This window comes from Streptomyces sp. NPDC050528, from assembly GCF_044457795.1.
In the GTDB taxonomy this organism is placed as follows: Bacteria; Actinomycetota; Actinomycetes; order Streptomycetales; family Streptomycetaceae; genus Streptomyces.
The window spans coordinates 376,735-393,641 of sequence record NZ_JBITHH010000007.1 but is presented as its reverse complement, the minus strand read 5'-3'; the positions used below and the strand labels follow the sequence as shown (position 1 = coordinate 393,641).

Sequence of the window (16,907 nt, the reverse complement as noted above, 5' to 3'; positions counted from 1 at the left end):
CCCTGGGATTCCTTCACTCGTCGTCTTCGCTCGTCGGCTCGACTCGTTGTCTTCGCTCGCTGTCGTTCCGACGCCTTCGTCGCGGGCCGAGCCTAGTGTGACGCGCTGCACACCCGATATCCCCCGTGCGACCGAGGCGGTCTCCATCCCAGGTCGGGCCCCGGATACTGGTGTAAGGGGCACTCTCCACCCACCGCCTCCCACCCGGGTGAGCCCTTGCGGGTGCTAGCAATCCGGCGCTAGCGTCTGGGTATGGCGAAGACCCAGCTGAACGTACGCGTGGACGAGGGCACCGCCCGCGCGGCCCGTGAGCGTGCCCTGGCCCGTGGGATGAGCGTCAACCGGTACATAGAAGAGCTGGTCAGACAGGACACCGGGGAGGTCGGCCACACGTTCGTCGAGGCCGCGGCCGACTTCATGAAGCAGTACGAGTCCGTCTTCGCCGACGAGTTCGGCGCCGACGGGAAGAGCACCCGCGAAGGTCGCCGCTGATCCCTTGAACAACCTCAGGATCGACCTCGCCTGGCTGCTGATGCTCGCCGAACACAACACACCCGGGGATCCCCAGGTCACCGACTGGGGCGCGCTCGTCGCCGCCGTAGCACGCCATCAGGCCGACATATTCGACGTCCCGGTCTATGACAGCCCGCACGCACGCGCCGCCGCCTTACTCCAACTCCTCATCCACGTCCCCGCGTTGGAGCGCTCCAACGCCCTCTTCGCCTCGGCTGTCGCCTACGCCTACCTCGTCGCCAGCGGCCTGAAGGTCGTCACCTCGCCCGAACAGGTCCGCGATCTGGCCCAGTTGGTCAAGAGCGGCGAGGCATCGGTCGACGAGATCGCGCACGAACTGCGCCAGTGGAGCCTGTGATCAGCCGTCCGTGTCAGGGCGCCACGCGGTGCCCAGGACGCAGTACGAGCTGGGCAGCGTCGGACCCTTCTCCGGGATCAACACCCGCCGGTACGGACCGAGTTCGAACCCGGCGGCGCGCAGCGCGGCGACCGGGTCGCGGGCCAGATGGCAGCCGCCGTTCAGCGGCGGCCACAGTGTGCGGTCCAGGGCGCGCTGGGTGAACGCCATCGCCGGTCCGCCGCCCTTGCCGTGCTCGAAGAACCGCACGACTCCACCGGGCCGCAGCACCCGCCGTACCTCCGCGAGCGCCCGCGGTACGTCGCGCACGCTGCACAGCACCAGCGACAGTACGACCGCGTCGTAGGCCTCGCTCTTGACGGGCAGCTTCTCCGCGGCGCCCGGCACCACGTCGACGGGTACCTCGGAGCGGAGCGCGGATTCCACGGCGAGCTGTCGTAGCGTCCGCTCGGGCTCGATCGCGACGACCTCCGAGACGGCGCTCGGATAGTGCGCGAAGTTCAGGCCGTTCCCGGCCCCGATCTCGATCACCCGCCCGGAGAGCCCGGCGAGCAGCCGGTCCCGCATCCCGGCGAGGCCGAGCTTCGACTCGGCGGTCACACTGAAACGGGCGTAGTAACGGGCGAACAGCGGGTGGTGGACGGCGTCCCGCGGCACTGTGCCGGGGCCTGCGGACCGTAGCGGCATGGCGACCTCCCGGGCCGGACCGGAGCGAAACCGGTCCCTACCGGGATTGTCCCCCCTGCGGCCCGCGCCCACCCCCGCTGTCGCCCGGGGTGAGGCCGGGAGGTTCAGGAGATGAAGTCCCGCACCTGCTCGTAGACGCCGTAGTCGTTGTTCATGTCGGTGTGCGAGATGCACCCGACGTCGACATTGGTCGCGCCGCTCAGCTCGGCCGAGGTGTCCGGGTCGATCGCCGCGTCGCAGTCCGACCAGTAGGCTGCGTACGACACGCTGCCGGGCGTCTCGTCACCGGAGTTGAGCGCGGTGAGGAAGGAACTCCCCGTCTGCATCTCCTTGCAGGACGTGTACAGCCAGCCGCACAGCGAGGCGATGCTCGTCCCGTGGTTCACGCCGGCGACCGACACGAAGTCGTCGACGTACGAAGTCCCGCCCAGGTTCTTGAGGTAGTAGCGGCTGTTGAGCGCACCCATGGAGTGGACCACCAGGTCGACCTTCGAGGCGCCGGTCTTGGCGAGGACGGACTGGATGTAGGTGGACAGCGTCGAAGCGGTCGTGACGTTCGACTTCGTCCAGTCGTAGGAGATCGCGTACAGCTCGGAGGACGAGTAGCCGTCCGCCTCGAAGTCCGCGATCCAGTCGTCCCAGCTGGTGGAGTCGCTGCTCAGACCGTGCACGAACACGATCGGGTTGTGGCTCGCCGCGTGAGCGGGCGTCGAGGCCAGGGAGAGTGACAGAAGGAGCGAGGTGGTCACGGCCGACAGGGCCGCGGCGATGCGACGCTTGTGGCGCTGCATGATGCCTCCTGATACGGGTGGGGTTGTCAGGAGTGTCGGCGGGGGTCTACGCGCGCCGCATCGGCGAAATCGCCGGTCTTTACGGGTGAATTAACTCGCCAGTAACGTCAGTTGTGTGCTGACTCCGGTGAACCCCACTTCTCTAGACCGCACTTCGCCACCGTCGCGCACCGACACAGGGCGAACCCCCGACCCCGCGCTCCCCGCCGGGGTCCGCATCCGGGCACTGCGCTCGGTCTACGGCGATCCGCGCGCCGCCGCCGAACTCCTCTCGCGCCTGACCCCACGTCAGGCTGCGGGCCTCGACCCCCTCCCGACCGAACCGGCGTCCCTGGCGCCGGAGTTGCTCACCCGGTACCGCCGGGAGATCCGTGCCCTCCCCGACGACACACGCCTGCTGTTGCTGCTCGCGGCGGCGGACCAGTACCCGGTCGCCACCCATGCCTTCCTGCGTGCCGTCGCGGCGGGGCGGCTCGACACCCGGCCGCTCGACGCCGCCGAGACGGCCGGGGTCGCGCACGCGACGGCCGGCGGGGTCGTGTTCCGCGACGCGTGGACGAGGATCGCCGCGTATGAAACCGGGGACCCGGCGGACCGCCGGGACGTCCACCGGTTGCTGGCACGGGTGTTGGGCGCCGAGGGCGAGACACCACGACGTTCCTGGCACCGGGGCGCGGGCGCGCTCGGCCCCAGCGTGCGGCTCACCGCCGAACTCCGCACGGCCGCGCAACGGGCCCGCGACGCCGGCGAACACCCCCTCGCCTGCGCCCTCGTGGAACGCGCCGCCGCGCTCTCCAGCGACCCGCGCGAACAGTCCCGCCTCCTCAACCGGGCCGCCGGGGACGCCTGGCAGTCCGGGGAGGGGGACCGGGCGCGAAGACTCGCGGCCACGACGGACAGCGACGCGTTGAACGGGGTGTTCGCGTTGCGGGCGGGGAACGCGGCCGAGGCGTTCGACGCGCTGCTGACGGCGGTGGGGCGACGGGGGCCGGGAGAACCTGCGGCTTCGCTGAACGTGGCCCCGCCGAACGCGGTCTCCCCGAGCGCTGCCTCGCCGGACGCGACATCTCCGTCGGCTACGACATCGCTCACCATTGGGACGCCTCTCACGACCGGAACACCTCGCATCACCGCCGTACCCCGAACTCCCGCCCCCGACCACGCAGTTCACCTCCTCGCCCGCGCCACCGAGGCCGCCGTCTACACCGGGGACCTGAGACGGTGCCGGGAGGCGGCGGCCGTCGCCTCCCGGGTCGGGATCGTGCCGCACGGGACGCTCGGGGGACTGGCCGCCGCGTTCGAGGGGCGGTACGAGGACGCGCGGGATCTGCTCAAGGCCGCCGCCGGGCGGTGCGGACCCGGGGGTGACCCCACCCTCCTCATCCACGCCGGGATCGCCGCGTTGATGCTCGGCGACCACACCCGTGCCACCACCGCGACCGTGCGGGCGGCGGCCTCGGCGCGGGCGCGGGGTGCGATCGTGGTCGTGGCGCAGGCCATGGAGTTCCGGGCGTACGCCGAGTTCTGGACCGGGCATCCGCGGGCCGCCGAGACGGCGACGGCGGACGCCCTGTGGCAGGCCCACGCCACCGGGCAGGACAACGGCGCCTGCCATCTGCAGGCCGCGCTCGCCATGTTCGCCGCGCTCACCGGGGACGGCGATGTCTGCCGGGAACGTGCCGCCGCCGCTCGCTCGTACGCCCTCGGTCGTGGCTTGGGGCTGCCCGCCGCCCTCGCCCAGTGGGCGCTCGCCTATCTCGACCTGAGCAGTGGCCGGTTCGCCGCCGCCGCGGCCCGGCTGCGCGCGCTCGCCGGGTTCGGGCCGGGGCACGGGCACCGGGCGATCCGGCATCTGGCCACCCCGCACTACGTCGAGGCCGCCGCCCGCAGCGGGGACACCCGGATCGCCCGCGCGGCACACGCCGACTACGACCGCTGGGCCCGTGCCGTACGCAGCCCCGACGACCTTGCCCTGAGCGCCCGTTGCCGTGCCCTGCTGGCGCCCGGCGACGAAGCCGTCGAGCACTACCGCATCGCCCTCGACCTGCACGCACACGGCACCCGTGACTTCGAACGGGCCCGTACCGAGCTGCTGTTGGGCGGTGCGCTGCGCCGACTGCGCCGGCGTACCGAGGCCCGCGACCGGCTGCACACCTCGCTGGAGGCCTTCGAGTCCTTCGGCGCCCCGCACTGCGCCGCCCAGGCCCGCGCCGAACTCCGGGCCCTGGGTACACCGGTGGCCGCGACGGCCCTGCCCGCACCGGGTGAGCTCGCCCCGACCACCCGCCTGACCGCCCAGCAACTGATGGTCGCCCGCATGGCCGCCGACGGCGCCACCAACCGCGAGATCGCCGTCCGCCTCGCCCTCAGCCCCCGTACGATCGACCACCATCTACGCGGCGTCTTCAGCCGGTTGGGCATCCGGTCACGGATCGAACTGGTGCGGCTGCTGGCCGAGGGAGAGGCCTCCTAGACGGCGCCGGTCGAGCGGGAGTCCCAGGCCGCCGGAGCCTCCCGCTCCCCGAACCCCTCCGCGTCCCACGTCCCGTCGAGCCGGGGAACCAGCCAACTCGCGGCCGCAGCACGGAAGTCGGCGGGTTCCAAAGCGCCCGCCCCCTCCGGCAACGCCCCGAGCAACGGCGCCCCGGCCACCTCCGGCAGATCGGCGACATTGCAACGCGACGCCAGGTCAGGAGTGTTGGGCCAGCTGCCGATCACCACACCCAGCAACTCAAGCCCCTGTGAACGGATTTCACGGGCTGTCAGTTCGGTCGTGTTCAGGGTGCCCAGACCCGCCGACGCCACCACCAGGACCGGAGCGCCGAGCAACTTCGCCGCGTCCGCCAGCGTCCCGCCCGCCTCGTCGAACCGTACGAGCAGCCCGCCCGCGCCCTCGACCAGCACCAGGTCGTGCTCGGTGGCCAACTTCTGGGCGGCTTCGGCGATTTCGTGCGGGCGTACCGGCGCCATGCCGGCCCGGCGGGCAGCCGTGCCCGGTGCCAACGGCTCGGGATACCGGGCGAGTTCGGTCGCCGTGACCGCGCCCGCGAGCCGCGTGACCTCGTCGGCGTCCCCGCGTTCGTCCGGCCGTAGACCCGTCTGGGCGGCCTTCAGGACGGCCACTGTGCGGCCGGAGGCGAGCGCTGCGGCTGCTACCGCGGCTGTGGTGATCGTTTTGCCGACCTCCGTGCCCGTGCCCGTGATCACCAGTACCGGCATGTCATCCCTCCCGTGCCGCCGCGCAGACCGCGCGGGTGATCCGAGCCAGGTCGGTGTCGCCCGTGACGTACGGCGGCATCGTGTAGACGAGGTCGCGGAACGGCCGGAGCCACACGCCCTCGCGTACGGCCGCGTCCGTCGCGGCCTTCATGTCGACGTCGTGGTCGAGTTGGACCACGCCGATGGCGCCGAGGACGCGGACGTCCCGGACACCGGGGAGCTGTGCCGCCGGGGCCAGGCCCTCCCGTAGGCCCGTCTCGATGCGCTTCACCTCCGTCAACCAGTCCTGGTGCAGGAGGAGTTCGAGCGAGGCGCAGGCCACGGCGGCCGCCAGCGGGTTGCCCATGAAGGTCGGGCCGTGGGCCAGGACCGGTACCTCGCCCCGCGAGATGCCCTCGGCCACGCGTGACGTGCACAGCGTCGCGGCCATCGTCAGGTAGCCGCCGGTCAGCGCCTTGCCCACGCACATCACGTCCGGCGTCACCGCCGCGTGCTCCGCCGCGAACAGCGCGCCCGTGCGGCCGAAACCCGTCGCGATCTCGTCGAACACCAGCAGTACGTCGTGCGCGTCGCACGCCTCGCGCAGCACGCGCAGATACGCGGGGGAGTGGAACCGCATCCCGCCCGCACCCTGCACCACCGGCTCCACGATCACCGCGGCCAGTTCGTGCGCGTGCCGCTCGATCAACTCGCGCAGTTGGTCGGCGTACGACTCCTCGTACTCCGTCGGCGGCGCGTCCGCGAACACCTGGCGCGGGAGCACCCCGGACCACAGCTCGTGCATCCCGCCCTCGGGGTCGCACACCGACATCGGCTGCCAGGTGTCGCCGTGGTAGCCGCCGCGCCAGGTCAGCAGGCGCTGTTTCGCGGGGCGGCCGAGCGAGCGCCAGTACTGCAGGCACATCTTCACCGCGACCTCGACCGACACCGAGCCCGAGTCGGCCAGAAACACGTGCTCCAGGCCGTCCGGAGACATGTCGACAAGGAGCTTCGCGAGGCGCACGGCGGGCTCGTGGGTGAGCCCGCCGAACATCACGTGACTCATCCGGCCGAGCTGCTCCTGGGCGGCCTCGTTGAGCACGGGGTGGTTGTAGCCGTGGATCGCCGACCACCAGGACGACATCCCGTCGACCAACTCGCCCCCGCCGCCCGCCAGTCGGAGCCGCACCCCGCTCGCCGACTCCACGACGAGCGGGTCGACACGGCCGGGCATCGGACCGTACGGATGCCAGACGTGCCGTCGGTCCAGTTCCAGCAGCTCCGGGACGGGCAGGCGGTCGATCGGGTCAGGCATTGGGCGCGATGTCCGTTCCGGCACCTCGACGGCGTACGGAGACCAGGTCACGGCGCACCTCGTCGACGTGCGGCGCGGGGGCGGACGTAGAGGCGGCGGCGGGAGCGGAACCGCAGACTCCGGCGCCCTCGTGTCCACCGCAGCCCCCGCCGCATCCGGCGTCCTCGTGTGATCCGCAGCCGCCCGCCGTCGCCCGGTGCTGCGGCAGGGTCACCTCGCCCGCGCCCTCCACCTCGAAGCCCGCGTCCGCGATCATCTCCAGGTCGGCGTGGCCGGCCTGGCCCTCGCTGGTGAGGTAGTCGCCGAGGAAGATCGAGTTGGCGAGGTTCAGGGCGAGGGGCTGCATCGTGCGCAGGTGGACCTCGCGGCCGCCCGCGATACGGACCTCGACGTCCGGGCAGACGAAGCGGACCATCGCGAGGATGCGCAGACAGCGCTGCGGGGTGAGGTGCCACTCGGCGGCGAGCGGGGTGCCCTCCATCGGGATCAGGAAGTTCACCGGCACCGAGTCGGGGTCGAGATCGCGGAGGGAGAAGACGACGTCCACCAGGTCCTCGTCCGTCTCACCCATGCCGGCGATCAGGCCTGAGCAGGCGGACAGGCCGGCCGCGTGCGCCTTCTGCACGGTGTCGACGCGGTCGGCGTACGTGTGGGTGGTCGTGATGTCGCCGTACGTCGACTCGGACGTGTTGAGGTTGTGGTTGTAGGCGTCCGCGCCCGCCTCGCGCAGCCGGTCGGCCTGGCCGTCGGAGAGCAGGCCGAGGCAGGCGCACACCTCGACGCCCTCGTTCTGGTCCTTGATCGCCTTGATGGTGCCCGCGACCCGGTCCACGTCCCGGTCGGTCGGACCCCGGCCCGAGGCGACCAGGCAGACGCGCTTGGCGCCTCCCGCCACACCGGCCGCCGCGGCCTTCGAGGCAGCGTCGGGTTTCAGCCACGTGTACTTCAGGATCTCGGCCTTGGAGCCGAGCCGCTGCGAGCAGTACGAGCAGTCCTCGGGGCACAGGCCGGACTTCAGGTTGACGAGATAGTTGAGCTTCACCCGTCGGCCGAACCAGTGCCGGCGCACCTTTCCGGCCGCGGCCACGACATCCAGCAGGTCGTCGTCCGAGGTGGCGAGGACGGCGAGTGCTTCCGCGCGGGTCGGCAGCTCGCGCCGAAGCCCCTTGTCCACGAGCGTGTTCAGCAGGTCCATGAGATCCGATCCTGTCCTACGGGACCGCCCGCGGCCAAGGAGAGATTGAACAAGAGATGGGGCGGGCGGTGTGGGTATCACCACACCATGGGCGGCTGGTCGTCCGATTAGTGTCTGTGCACTGCCTACAAAAGCCCCGGAGGACCCATGGCGTTCGGCTGGATCGACGAACAGGCGGAGCAGCGCCGTCGCGCCGGGCTCGTGCGGACGCTGCGACCCCGTCCCGCCGACTCGCCGCTGCTGGATCTCGCGAGCAACGACTACCTGGGTCTGGCCCATCACCCCGAGGTCGTCGAGGGCGCTGCTGATGCCGCGCGGACCTGGGGCGGGGGGTCCACCGGGTCGCGGCTCGTCACCGGTACGACCGAGCTGCATGCCCAACTGGAGCGCGAACTGGCCGAGTTCTGCGGCTTCGAGGCGGCCCTCGTCTTCTCCTCCGGGTACGCGGCCAACCTCGCCGGTGTCACCACGCTCGCGCCGCACGGCTCGCTGATCGTCTCCGACGCGGGGAACCACGCCTCGCTCATCGACGGCTGCCGGCTGGCGCGGGGTGCGACCCAGGTCGTAGGACATGCCGATCCGGACGGGGTGCGCAAGGCGTTGCGGACGCATGACGGGCAGGCCGTGGTCGTGTCCGACTCGGTGTTCTCCGTGGACGGGGACGCGGCGCCGGTGGGGGCGCTCGCCGAGGCGTGCCGGGAGTTCGGGGCGGGGCTGCTGCTCGACGACGCGCACGGGCTCGGGGTGCTGGGCGAGGGCGGGCGCGGGGCGCCATACGCGGCGGGGCTCGCGGGGTGTGAGGACGTGGTCGTGACCGTGACCCTGTCCAAGTCGCTCGGCAGTCAGGGCGGTGCCGTGCTCGGGCCGGCCAGGGTGATCGACCATCTGGTCAACGCGGCGCGGACGTTCATCTTCGACACGGGGCTCGCGCCCGCTGCGGCCGGCGCGGCGCTGGCCGCGCTCACCCTGCTGCGGCGCGAGCCCGAGCGGGCTGCCCGGGCGCGCGCCGTGGCGGGCGACCTGCACGCACGGCTGACCGCCGCGGGTCTGGAAGCGGTACGTCCGGACGCCGCCGTGGTCTCGGTGCGTGCGCCGTCCCCGGAGGCGGCCGTGCAATGGGCGGCCGACTGCCGTACGGCAGGGCTGGCCGTGGGCTGCTTCCGTCCTCCTTCCGTGCCCGACGGCATCTCACGGCTCAGGCTGACCGCCCGAGCGGACCTCTCCGGGGCCGAGATCGAACGCGCTGTACGTGTGATCGGCGAGACGCGACCATGAGTCGGCGTGACACGGCCGTGCGTCGCCTGCGATCGGACAGATCAGTGGAACGTGGCGAGGAAGCCCGTCCAGCTCGCGGGGGAGAAGAGCAGGGCGGGTCCTTGCGGGTCCTTCGAGTCGCGTACGGCGAGCAGCCCCGCGCGGGGGCCTGAGCGCGGACGAGCCGCCTCGACGCAGTTGTTCGCTCCCGTGCTGTAGCTGCTGCGCAGCCACCGCACACCGGACAGTTCAGAGCTGTCAGAACTGGAAGGTACGTTCCGAGGCAGTGCAGACATGGTGCCTCCTTACGCGCCGTCACCTATCCCGGCGATGTAATCCGACGAATCCTCGGGCGAAAGGGCGTGGAACTGAAGGGTGTTGAAGGCCTCGGTGTAGGCCTCTAGGTCTTCTTTCCGTTCGAGGTAGAGGCTACTCGTCAAGTGGTCTAGAACAACCACGTCCAGATCAGAAGTGCTCGGAAAGGAGAAGATAACGAAAGGCCCGGTGATGCCGATGTGTGCTCCTGCGGCGAACGGCAGTACCTGAAGCCTCACTTGGGGCAGCTTGGCCGCCTCCACGAGCCGGTCCAGCTGACGTGCCATCACCCCCGGCCCGCCCACCTCGCGCCGGAGCACCGCCTCGTCGAGGACCACGCTCAGCTCCAGCGGCGGATCCGCGCGCAGCACGTCCTGCCTGGCCAACCGCACCTGCACCAGGGCGTCCAGCCGGTCGGGGCCGTCGTTGTCGAGGCCTCCCACGGCGGCCCGGGTCACCGCGCGGGCGTACTCCGGCGTCTGCAGCAGTCCGGGGACCACCGAGGTCTCCAGGGTGCGCAGCGTGCTGGCCTGTGACTCCAGGCTGATGAAGTCCCGGTAGGCGGGCGGCAGTACACCGCGATAGGCGTGCCACCAGTGGTGCCGGCCGCCGCCGTCCTCGGAGCCCGCCAACACGAGGAGCATGTCCCGAAGTTGTGGGTCGCCGACCTGGTAGGCGTCCAGGAGTAACCGGACGTCGGGCGGTTTCACGCCACTCGCGCCCGTCTCGATGCGGCTCACTTTCGACTGGTGCCAGCCGACCAGCCGGGCCGCCTCACCGCTGGTGAGCCCCGCCTCCGCACGCAACGCGCGGAGTTCGGCGCCCAGTTTCCGGCGGCGCACCGCGGGACCGTACTGCATGGGTTTCTCCTTACTCCTTCCGAGCCGCCCAAATACGGTCTGGGGTCGCAGAGTTCACCGCTTCGAGCGACAGATATATGCATATCTTGGTGGATCGCCACCGTTACCGACGCGGTAATGGCAGTCTGGCGAAGAAGCACCAGTCCGGGACCGTACTCGAACCATCCGCTCCGTGTCGGACACCGGTCCCGCGGGAAAGGGACGACCGCGCCATGGCAGACCATCTGGAAGCATCCGTCACTCTGCCGAGCGATCCCGCCTCGGTCTCCGCCGCCCGCACGTATGTGGTCGGGACCCTGGTGGATTGGGGACTTCCGGCGGACACGGAGGTCGCCGACACCATCCGCCTCATCGTCTCCGAACTCGCCACCAACGCCGTACAGCACACCTTCGGGCAGTCACCCACCTTCACGGTGGACATCGAGCTGGAGCGTGACGAACGGCTGCGCATCGGCGTCACCGACAGCCATCCCCGGTTCCCGAAACGCCTGCCGGCCGCCGTCCAGCAGGACAACGGCCGGGGCATGGTGATCATCCGCTGGCTGACCGCGGAGTGCGGCGGCAGGCTCAAGGTCCGGCCCACCCTGGAGGGCGGCAAGACGGTATCCATCGAGGTGCCCTGGACGGTACCGGCCCGCCCGGTGACCGCCGCGGGCCAGCAGGAGCCGTAGAACGGCGTGGTGAACGTCCCCGGACGCCCGAGGGGGTGGCGGTCCGTCAGGAGACCGCCACCCCCTCGGGAGTTTTCGGCGTGGGTCAGCTGACCCGGCCGTACCAGACGCTCTTGGTCCAGATCTTCTGCAGTCTCACCACGTCCCCGGTCTTCGGGGCGTGCCAGATCTTTCCCTTGCCGGCGTAGATGCCGACGTGGTAGACGCTGGAGCCCGAGTGGAAGAAGACGAGGTCCCCGGCCTTGCGGCTCTTGGCCGAGATGTGGTGGGTCTTGTTGTACTGCTGGGCCGCCGTACGGGGCAGTTTCTTGCCCGCCTTCTTGTACGAGTACAGCGTGAGCCCGGAGCAGTCGAAGCGGCCCGGTCCGGTGGCCCCGTACCTGTACGGGGCGCCCTTCTTGGACGCCGCGACCTGGAGTGCCTTCGTCGCGGGTGTCGCGGCCGCGGCGTCGGATGCGACGCCCGGTATCACGACGGAGCCGCCAACGGCGGCGATGGCGAAGGCCGAGGCCGTACCGGCCCTGACCATCAGCGACGGGACACGATTGAGCGCAGTCATGCGCAACCCTTCGTCAGCCGCCTGTGAAGGATGACCTGTCGGATTCGGGCTGGCGAAGTTGCCCGGCCGCTGACGCGGCTTCACCCCAAGGGCTGCTCGGCCCGGTCATGGCGTGACCGTCCCGGCGACCCGTCGTGCTTGGGTCCTCCACTCCTGCCGATGCAATCCTGTCGACCTGTCATCCGGGCGGCGGCAGGACTCGGCGTCCGCCCGGATCGCCCCGCCGCTGCGGCGGGGTCTTGTCGTCAGACAGGGATCTTCACCTATGAATGTCCGAAAAGCCCAACGGAACCGGGGATTTGTGGGGTTACTCACCACTCACCCGTTCGGCTGAACGCATCGGTGTTCGAGGGAGTGTCGAGGCGGGTGTGACGCCCGGACCAGCACCGGAACACTTCATCCGGCCCTCGGGCTACGCGTGTTGCGCAACCCGGACGGCCGTATGCGCGGAGGCGCGACTACGCCGATCGGGGGTACGTCGTTCGGCTCGTTTCGACGTCGTCCGGGACAGCTTCGCGTCCGTCAACTGTCGGAGGGCGAGGGCAGGGTGACGCGCGCCGTGCGGCGCTCCCCGTCCAGCACGCGCAGCGCCCGCGCGAGTGTGGGGGCGTGCAGCTCGGTCTCGCCCCGCTGGTGCATCAGCGCCAGCGCGTCCCGGAGCTCGGCGGCCTTGGCCACGAGCGCCTGAGCGGCCCGCAGACCACGGTACGTGTCACCGTTGTGCGCCGGGTTGATTCGGCCGAGGAGGTCGGCCACATCCAGGTAACGGTCGATCAACTCGCCCTCGGCGCGCGTGAGTGCGGGCAGCGGCGGCAGTTCCGGCGGCAGCATCGTCGGCTCACTCCCCGCCGTGCTCGATGAGCGAAGTCTTCCGCGTGGCCACGATCCGGTCCACCAGCCCGTATTCCAGGGCTTGTTGGGCATCCATGATCCGGTCCCGCTCGATGTCCTCGCTCACCTGCGCCACCGTCCGGCCCGTGTGCAGGGCCAGCAGTTCCTCCAGTTGGACCCGGGTGCGTGCCAACTCCTCTGCCTGGATGGCGAGATCACTCGCCTGACCCTGGATCGGCTCGGGGAGCGAGGGCTGGTGGAGCACCACCCGCGCACCCGGCAGCGCGGACCGCTTGCCCGGGGTGCCCGCCGCGAGCAGCAGCGCCGCGGAGGTGCCGGCCTGGCCCAGGCAGATCGTCTCCACGTCACACGTGACGAACCGCAACGTGTCGTAGATCGCCGACATCGCGGTGAACGAACCGCCGGGCGAGTTGATGTACAGCGAGATGTCCCGGTCCGGTGCCTGGTATTCGAGGTGCATGAACTGGGCCATCACGTCGTTCGCCGAGATGTCGTCGATCGGCGTCCCGAGAAAGACGATCCGCTCCTCCAGCAGCTTCGAGTACGGGTCGAGGGTCCGGTGCCCGGCGCTGGTGCGCTCGGTGAACTCGGGCAGGACATGGCGGGCGGACGGTCGGGTCATGGGTGCCCCTCCTTCGGCGTCTGTAAGAAATGTACAGGACGTACATGACGTTATGATGGGGGTATGGCCTACGAGATTCCGGTGACACAAGCCAGGGCTGAGCTCGCCGACCTGATCAACCGGGTGGTGTACGGCCGTGAGCGCGTCGTCGTGACACGGCACGGCAAGCCCCTTGTCGCGCTGGTCTCCGCCGCCGACCTGGAGCGACTGGACGAGCTCGACAAGCTGGACCGCCTCGACGAGGCGGCCGAGGAGCAGGTGATCAGCTCCGTCTCGCGTGTCCACGAGGTCGCGTCCGCTCCCCGCGAACGCCAGCGGTTCGGTATCGCGGCCGAGCATCGGGGGCCCAACCCCTCCTAGGCGAGTGGTCGAGGGGCGGCTCTACGGGCGTAGATGTGATTGCCCTGATCACAGCTCGGTTAACTTGCTTGAAACTCGGTCCAACTAGCCTGCCGATCCATGCCACCAGGGACGTTGACCGGGGGCTACGGCAGCCGGACCCCGCACGGTCCGGAGCGAGGACTGTGAGGTGGGAGCGTGCAACTGACCCCGCACGAGCAAGAGAGGCTGCTGATCCATGTGGCGGCCGACGTGGCCGAGAAGCGCCGGGCCCGTGGTCTGAAGCTGAACCACCCCGAGGCGGTCGCCCTCATCACGTCGCACATCCTCGAAGGCGCCCGTGACGGCCGGACCGTCGCCGAGTTGATGTCCTCCGGGCGCAAGCTGCTCACCAGGGACGACGTCATGGTGGGCATCCCCGAGATGATCCACGACGTACAGGTCGAGGCGACCTTCCCGGACGGCACCAAGCTCGTCACCGTCCACGATCCGATCGTGTAGGAGGCCTCGATGATTCCCGGCGAGATCCTGTTCGCGGACGACCCGATCGTCTACAACGCGGGCCGCGAGGTCACACGGATGACCGTCCTCAACGCCGCCGACCGGCCCGTCCAGGTCGGCTCCCACTACCACTTCGCCGAGGCCAACCCCGGGCTCGAATTCGACCGTGCGGCCGCGCGCGGCAAGCGACTCAACGTCGCCGCCGGTACGGCCGTGCGCTTCGAGCCGGGCATCCCCGTCGACGTCGAACTCGTCCCCCTCACCGGCGCTCGGATCGTGCCCGGACTGCGCGGGGAGACCGGAGGTGCCCTCGATGCCTGAGATCTCCCGTGCCGCGTACGCGGACCTGTTCGGGCCGACCACCGGTGACCGGATCCGGCTCGCCGACACCGACCTCCTGATCGAGATCGAGGAGGACCGCTCCGGCGGTCCCGGACTCGCCGGTGACGAGGCCGTGTTCGGTGGTGGCAAGGTCATCCGCGAGTCGATGGGCCAGGCGCGTGCGACGCGCGCAGAAGGCACCCCCGACACCGTCATCACCGGTGCCGTCATCATCGACCACTGGGGCATCGTCAAGGCGGACGTCGGCATCCGCGACGGCCGGATCACCGGCATCGGCAAGGCCGGCAACCCCGACACCATGGACGGCATCCACCCCGACCTGGTGATCGGCCCCGAGACCGAGGTCATCGCCGGCAACGGACGCATCCTCACGGCCGGCGCCGTCGACGCGCACGTCCACTTCATCTGCCCGCAGATCGCCGACGAGGCGCTCTCCGCCGGAGTCACCACCCTGGTCGGCGGCGGCACCGGACCGGCCGAGGGCTCCAAGGCGACCACGGTCACCCCCGGCCCCTGGCATCTGGCCCGGATGATGGCGGCGATGGAGCAGTACCCGCTCAACATCGGCTTCCTCGGCAAGGGCAACACCGTCTCGCACGACGCGATGATGTCCCAGATCCGCGGGGGAGCGCTGGGACTGAAGCTGCACGAGGACTGGGGCTCGACCCCGGCCGTCATCGACGCCTCGCTCACCGTCGCCGACCGTACGGGCGTCCAAGTCGCCATCCACACCGACACGTTGAACGAGGCCGGGTTCGTCGGCGACACCCTCGCCGCGATCGCCGGACGCGGTATCCACGCGTACCACACCGAGGGTGCGGGCGGCGGGCACGCGCCCGACATCATGACCGTGGTCTCCGAGCCGCACGTGCTGCCCAGCTCGACCAACCCGACGCGGCCCTACACCGTCAACACCGCCGAGGAACACCTCGACATGCTGATGGTCTGCCACCACCTCAACCCGGCGGTCCCCGAGGACCTGGCCTTCGCCGAGTCCCGCATCCGCCCGTCGACCATCGGCGCGGAGGACATCCTCCACGACCTCGGCGCCATCTCGATCATCTCCTCCGACGCGCAGGCGATGGGGCGGGTCGGCGAGGTCATCATGCGGACCTGGCAGACGGCGCATGTGATGAAGCGGCGGCGGGGGGCGCTGCCCGGGGACGGGCGTGCGGACAATCGTCGGGTGCGGCGTTACGTCGCCAAGTACACGATCAACCCCGCTCTCGCGCAGGGTCTCGCCCGTGAGGTCGGTTCCGTCGAGACCGGCAAGCTCGCCGACCTCGTGCTGTGGGAGCCGCCGTTCTTCGGGGTCAAGCCGCACCTCGTCATGAAGGGCGGGCAGATCGCGTACGCGCAGATGGGCGACGCCAACGCGTCCATCCCGACGCCCCAGCCCATCCTGCCGCGGCCGATGTTCGGGGCGATCGGGCGGGCACCGGCCGCCAACTCCTTCAACTTCGTCGCACAGTTGGCGATCGAGGACGGGCTGCCCGAGCGGCTCGATCTCGGGAAGAAGTTCGTCGCGATCGAGTCGACGCGTGGGGTCACGAAGGCCGACATGCGCGAGAACGACGCCCGGCCTCGTGTGCAGGTCGACCCCGACAGCTTCGCCGTGCACATCGACGGGGAGCTCGTCGAGGCGACTCCGGCGGCCGAACTGCCCATGGCTCAGCGGTACTTCCTCTTCTGAGGAGGGGTTCTGATGAGCCGGGTGAGGTGGGTTTCATGAGCAGGGCGGCGCTACTTGTTCTCGCCGACGGGCGGTTTCCCGCCGGGGGACATGCGCACTCCGGCGGGGCGGAAGCCGCCGTCAAGGCCGGGCGGGTTACTGGCGCGGCCAGTCTTGGGGAGTTCTGTCGGGGGCGGTTGCATACGGCGGGTCTTGTGTCCGCCGCGGTGGCCGCTGCGGCTGTATTGGGTGCCGATCCAGGGGAGTTGGACCTCGCTCTGGATGCGCGGACACCGTCGCCTGCCTTGCGGGTGGCCTCGCGGAAGCTGGGGCGGCAGTTGATGCGGGCCGCTCGGGCTACCTGGCCGTCCGGTGAACTCGACGCCCTGGCGCGGGAGTTCCCCAAGGGGGCGCATCAGCCTGTGGTGTTGGGGCTGGTCGCTCGGGCGGCTGGGCTGGGGGCGGAGGATGCGGCGTACTGCGCGGCCTACGAGAGCGTGAGTGGGCCTGCGTCCGCGACGGTGCGGTTGCTGAGCCTGGATCCCTTTGACGCTACGGCTGTACTGGCCCGGTTGGCGCCGGAGTTGGACCTTGTTGCCGATCGGGCGGTGGAGGCGGGGCGGCGGGTTCTTGCCGAGGGGGTTGATGAACTGCCTTGTGCGGCGGCGCCGTTGCTGGAGATCGGGGCGGAGGTGCATGCGGCTTGGGCTGTGCGGTTGTTCGCGTCCTAGGGGTTTTCATCGCCCCCGCCGCCCCTACCCGTCCCATCCTCCAGGGGCTCTGCCCCTTTGACCCCGCTCCCAGGGGGCTCCGCCCCCTGGACCCCCGTCGGCCCCGAAAGGGCCTCGTCCTCAAACGCCGGA

Annotated in this window: 20 protein-coding genes and 1 riboswitch; of the genes, 10 read left to right on the top strand and 10 right to left on the bottom strand. The window is 70.5% G+C overall.

Annotated elements, in window-relative coordinates; translation table 11 throughout:
- The first annotated feature begins 252 nt into the window (after positions 1 to 252).
- Positions 253 to 492 (top strand): hypothetical protein, encoded by a 240-nt coding sequence (locus ACIBK4_RS25810; protein ID WP_033278219.1) that lies wholly within the window; start codon positions 253 to 255, stop codon positions 490 to 492.
- 4 nt (positions 493 to 496) lie between these two features.
- Positions 497 to 871: a hypothetical protein gene (locus ACIBK4_RS25805; RefSeq protein WP_033278220.1), complete on the top strand. Its 375-nt coding sequence runs from the start codon at positions 497 to 499 to the stop codon at positions 869 to 871.
- Here the strand turns inward: ACIBK4_RS25805 and ACIBK4_RS25800 are convergent, their stop codons facing one another.
- Together ACIBK4_RS25800 and ACIBK4_RS25795 are read right to left on the bottom strand one after the other, a co-directional pair.
- Positions 872 to 1,558: a class I SAM-dependent methyltransferase gene (locus tag ACIBK4_RS25800; RefSeq protein WP_398997931.1), complete on the bottom strand. Its 687-nt coding sequence runs from the start codon at positions 1,556 to 1,558 to the stop codon at positions 872 to 874. It lies immediately after the preceding gene.
- Positions 1,559 to 1,662: 104 nt separating this feature from the next.
- Complete coding sequence (locus ACIBK4_RS25795) at positions 1,663 to 2,349, bottom strand: esterase/lipase family protein (protein ID WP_398997929.1); 687 nt, start codon at positions 2,347 to 2,349, stop codon at positions 1,663 to 1,665.
- A gap of 115 nt (positions 2,350 to 2,464) precedes the next feature.
- Between ACIBK4_RS25795 and ACIBK4_RS25790 the strand changes: the two genes are divergently transcribed.
- Complete coding sequence (locus ACIBK4_RS25790) at positions 2,465 to 4,822, top strand: LuxR C-terminal-related transcriptional regulator (protein WP_398997927.1); 2,358 nt, start codon at positions 2,465 to 2,467, stop codon at positions 4,820 to 4,822.
- Here the strand turns inward: ACIBK4_RS25790 and bioD are convergent.
- The 3 genes from bioD to bioB are packed head-to-tail and all read right to left on the bottom strand — an operon-like array spanning position 4,819 to position 8,057.
- Positions 4,819 to 5,568 (bottom strand): dethiobiotin synthase, encoded by a 750-nt coding sequence (gene bioD / locus ACIBK4_RS25785; RefSeq protein ID WP_398997924.1) that lies wholly within the window; start codon positions 5,566 to 5,568, stop codon positions 4,819 to 4,821. The two genes, ACIBK4_RS25790 and bioD, sit on opposite strands and share 4 nt — an antisense overlap.
- 1 nt (position 5,569) lies before the next feature.
- On the bottom strand, positions 5,570 to 6,862 hold the full coding sequence (locus ACIBK4_RS25780) for an adenosylmethionine--8-amino-7-oxononanoate transaminase (protein WP_398997922.1): 1,293 nt from the start codon (positions 6,860 to 6,862) through the stop codon (positions 5,570 to 5,572).
- Complete coding sequence (gene bioB / locus ACIBK4_RS25775) at positions 6,855 to 8,057, bottom strand: biotin synthase BioB (protein WP_398997919.1); 1,203 nt, start codon at positions 8,055 to 8,057, stop codon at positions 6,855 to 6,857. Before bioB ends, ACIBK4_RS25780 begins: the two co-directional genes overlap by 8 nt.
- Positions 8,058 to 8,204: 147 nt before the next feature.
- Between bioB and ACIBK4_RS25770 the strand changes: the two genes are divergently transcribed.
- Positions 8,205 to 9,332, top strand: a complete 1,128-nt coding sequence (locus ACIBK4_RS25770) for an 8-amino-7-oxononanoate synthase (protein ID WP_398997917.1) — start codon at positions 8,205 to 8,207, stop codon at positions 9,330 to 9,332.
- A 41-nt stretch (positions 9,333 to 9,373) separates the two neighbouring features.
- On the opposite strand, the gene ACIBK4_RS25765 is transcribed toward ACIBK4_RS25770, so the two are convergent.
- Together ACIBK4_RS25765 and ACIBK4_RS25760 are read right to left on the bottom strand one after the other, a co-directional pair.
- A complete protein-coding gene (locus tag ACIBK4_RS25765; protein ID WP_366437284.1) occupies positions 9,374 to 9,607 on the bottom strand; it encodes a DUF397 domain-containing protein in 234 nt (77 codons plus the stop codon).
- 9 nt (positions 9,608 to 9,616) lie between these two features.
- Positions 9,617 to 10,486 carry a helix-turn-helix domain-containing protein gene (locus ACIBK4_RS25760; protein WP_398997915.1) on the bottom strand — a complete coding sequence of 290 codons (870 nt, stop codon included), beginning with the start codon at positions 10,484 to 10,486 and terminating at the stop codon, positions 9,617 to 9,619.
- Positions 10,487 to 10,698: 212 nt separating this feature from the next.
- On the opposite strand from ACIBK4_RS25760, the gene ACIBK4_RS25755 reads away from it, so the two are divergent.
- Positions 10,699 to 11,157 carry an ATP-binding protein gene (locus ACIBK4_RS25755; protein WP_366437282.1) on the top strand — a complete coding sequence of 153 codons (459 nt, stop codon included), beginning with the start codon at positions 10,699 to 10,701 and terminating at the stop codon, positions 11,155 to 11,157.
- An 85-nt stretch (positions 11,158 to 11,242) separates the two neighbouring features.
- Here ACIBK4_RS25755 and ACIBK4_RS25750 read toward each other — a convergent pair whose 3' ends face one another.
- From ACIBK4_RS25750 to ACIBK4_RS25740, 3 genes are all read right to left on the bottom strand, one after another.
- A complete protein-coding gene (locus tag ACIBK4_RS25750; RefSeq protein WP_033278230.1) occupies positions 11,243 to 11,716 on the bottom strand; it encodes a C40 family peptidase in 474 nt (157 codons plus the stop codon).
- Between the two features lie 3 nt (positions 11,717 to 11,719).
- A riboswitch (cyclic di-AMP (ydaO/yuaA leader) is annotated at positions 11,720 to 11,899 on the bottom strand.
- Positions 11,900 to 12,238: 339 nt separating this feature from the next.
- Positions 12,239 to 12,547, bottom strand: a complete 309-nt coding sequence (locus tag ACIBK4_RS25745; RefSeq protein ID WP_390168918.1) for a hypothetical protein — start codon at positions 12,545 to 12,547, stop codon at positions 12,239 to 12,241.
- Positions 12,548 to 12,554: 7 nt separating this feature from the next.
- Complete coding sequence (locus ACIBK4_RS25740) at positions 12,555 to 13,190, bottom strand: ATP-dependent Clp protease proteolytic subunit (RefSeq protein WP_398997912.1); 636 nt, start codon at positions 13,188 to 13,190, stop codon at positions 12,555 to 12,557.
- Between the two features lie 63 nt (positions 13,191 to 13,253).
- Here ACIBK4_RS25740 and ACIBK4_RS25735 point away from each other — a divergent pair, with 63 nt between their 5' ends.
- From ACIBK4_RS25735 to ACIBK4_RS25715, 5 genes are all read left to right on the top strand, one after another.
- Positions 13,254 to 13,550, top strand: coding sequence for a type II toxin-antitoxin system Phd/YefM family antitoxin (locus tag ACIBK4_RS25735; protein ID WP_398997909.1), 297 nt, complete (start codon positions 13,254 to 13,256; stop codon positions 13,548 to 13,550).
- A 177-nt stretch (positions 13,551 to 13,727) separates the two neighbouring features.
- A complete protein-coding gene (locus ACIBK4_RS25730; RefSeq protein WP_019059531.1) occupies positions 13,728 to 14,030 on the top strand; it encodes an urease subunit gamma in 303 nt (100 codons plus the stop codon).
- A gap of 9 nt (positions 14,031 to 14,039) precedes the next feature.
- Positions 14,040 to 14,351 (top strand): urease subunit beta, encoded by a 312-nt coding sequence (locus tag ACIBK4_RS25725; RefSeq protein ID WP_318014917.1) that lies wholly within the window; start codon positions 14,040 to 14,042, stop codon positions 14,349 to 14,351.
- Positions 14,344 to 16,065 (top strand): urease subunit alpha, encoded by a 1,722-nt coding sequence (locus ACIBK4_RS25720; protein ID WP_398997906.1) that lies wholly within the window; start codon positions 14,344 to 14,346, stop codon positions 16,063 to 16,065. Before ACIBK4_RS25725 ends, ACIBK4_RS25720 begins: the two co-directional genes overlap by 8 nt.
- A 35-nt stretch (positions 16,066 to 16,100) precedes the next feature.
- Complete coding sequence (locus ACIBK4_RS25715) at positions 16,101 to 16,775, top strand: urease accessory protein UreF (RefSeq protein WP_398997904.1); 675 nt, start codon at positions 16,101 to 16,103, stop codon at positions 16,773 to 16,775.
- Positions 16,776 to 16,907 lie beyond the last annotated feature (132 nt).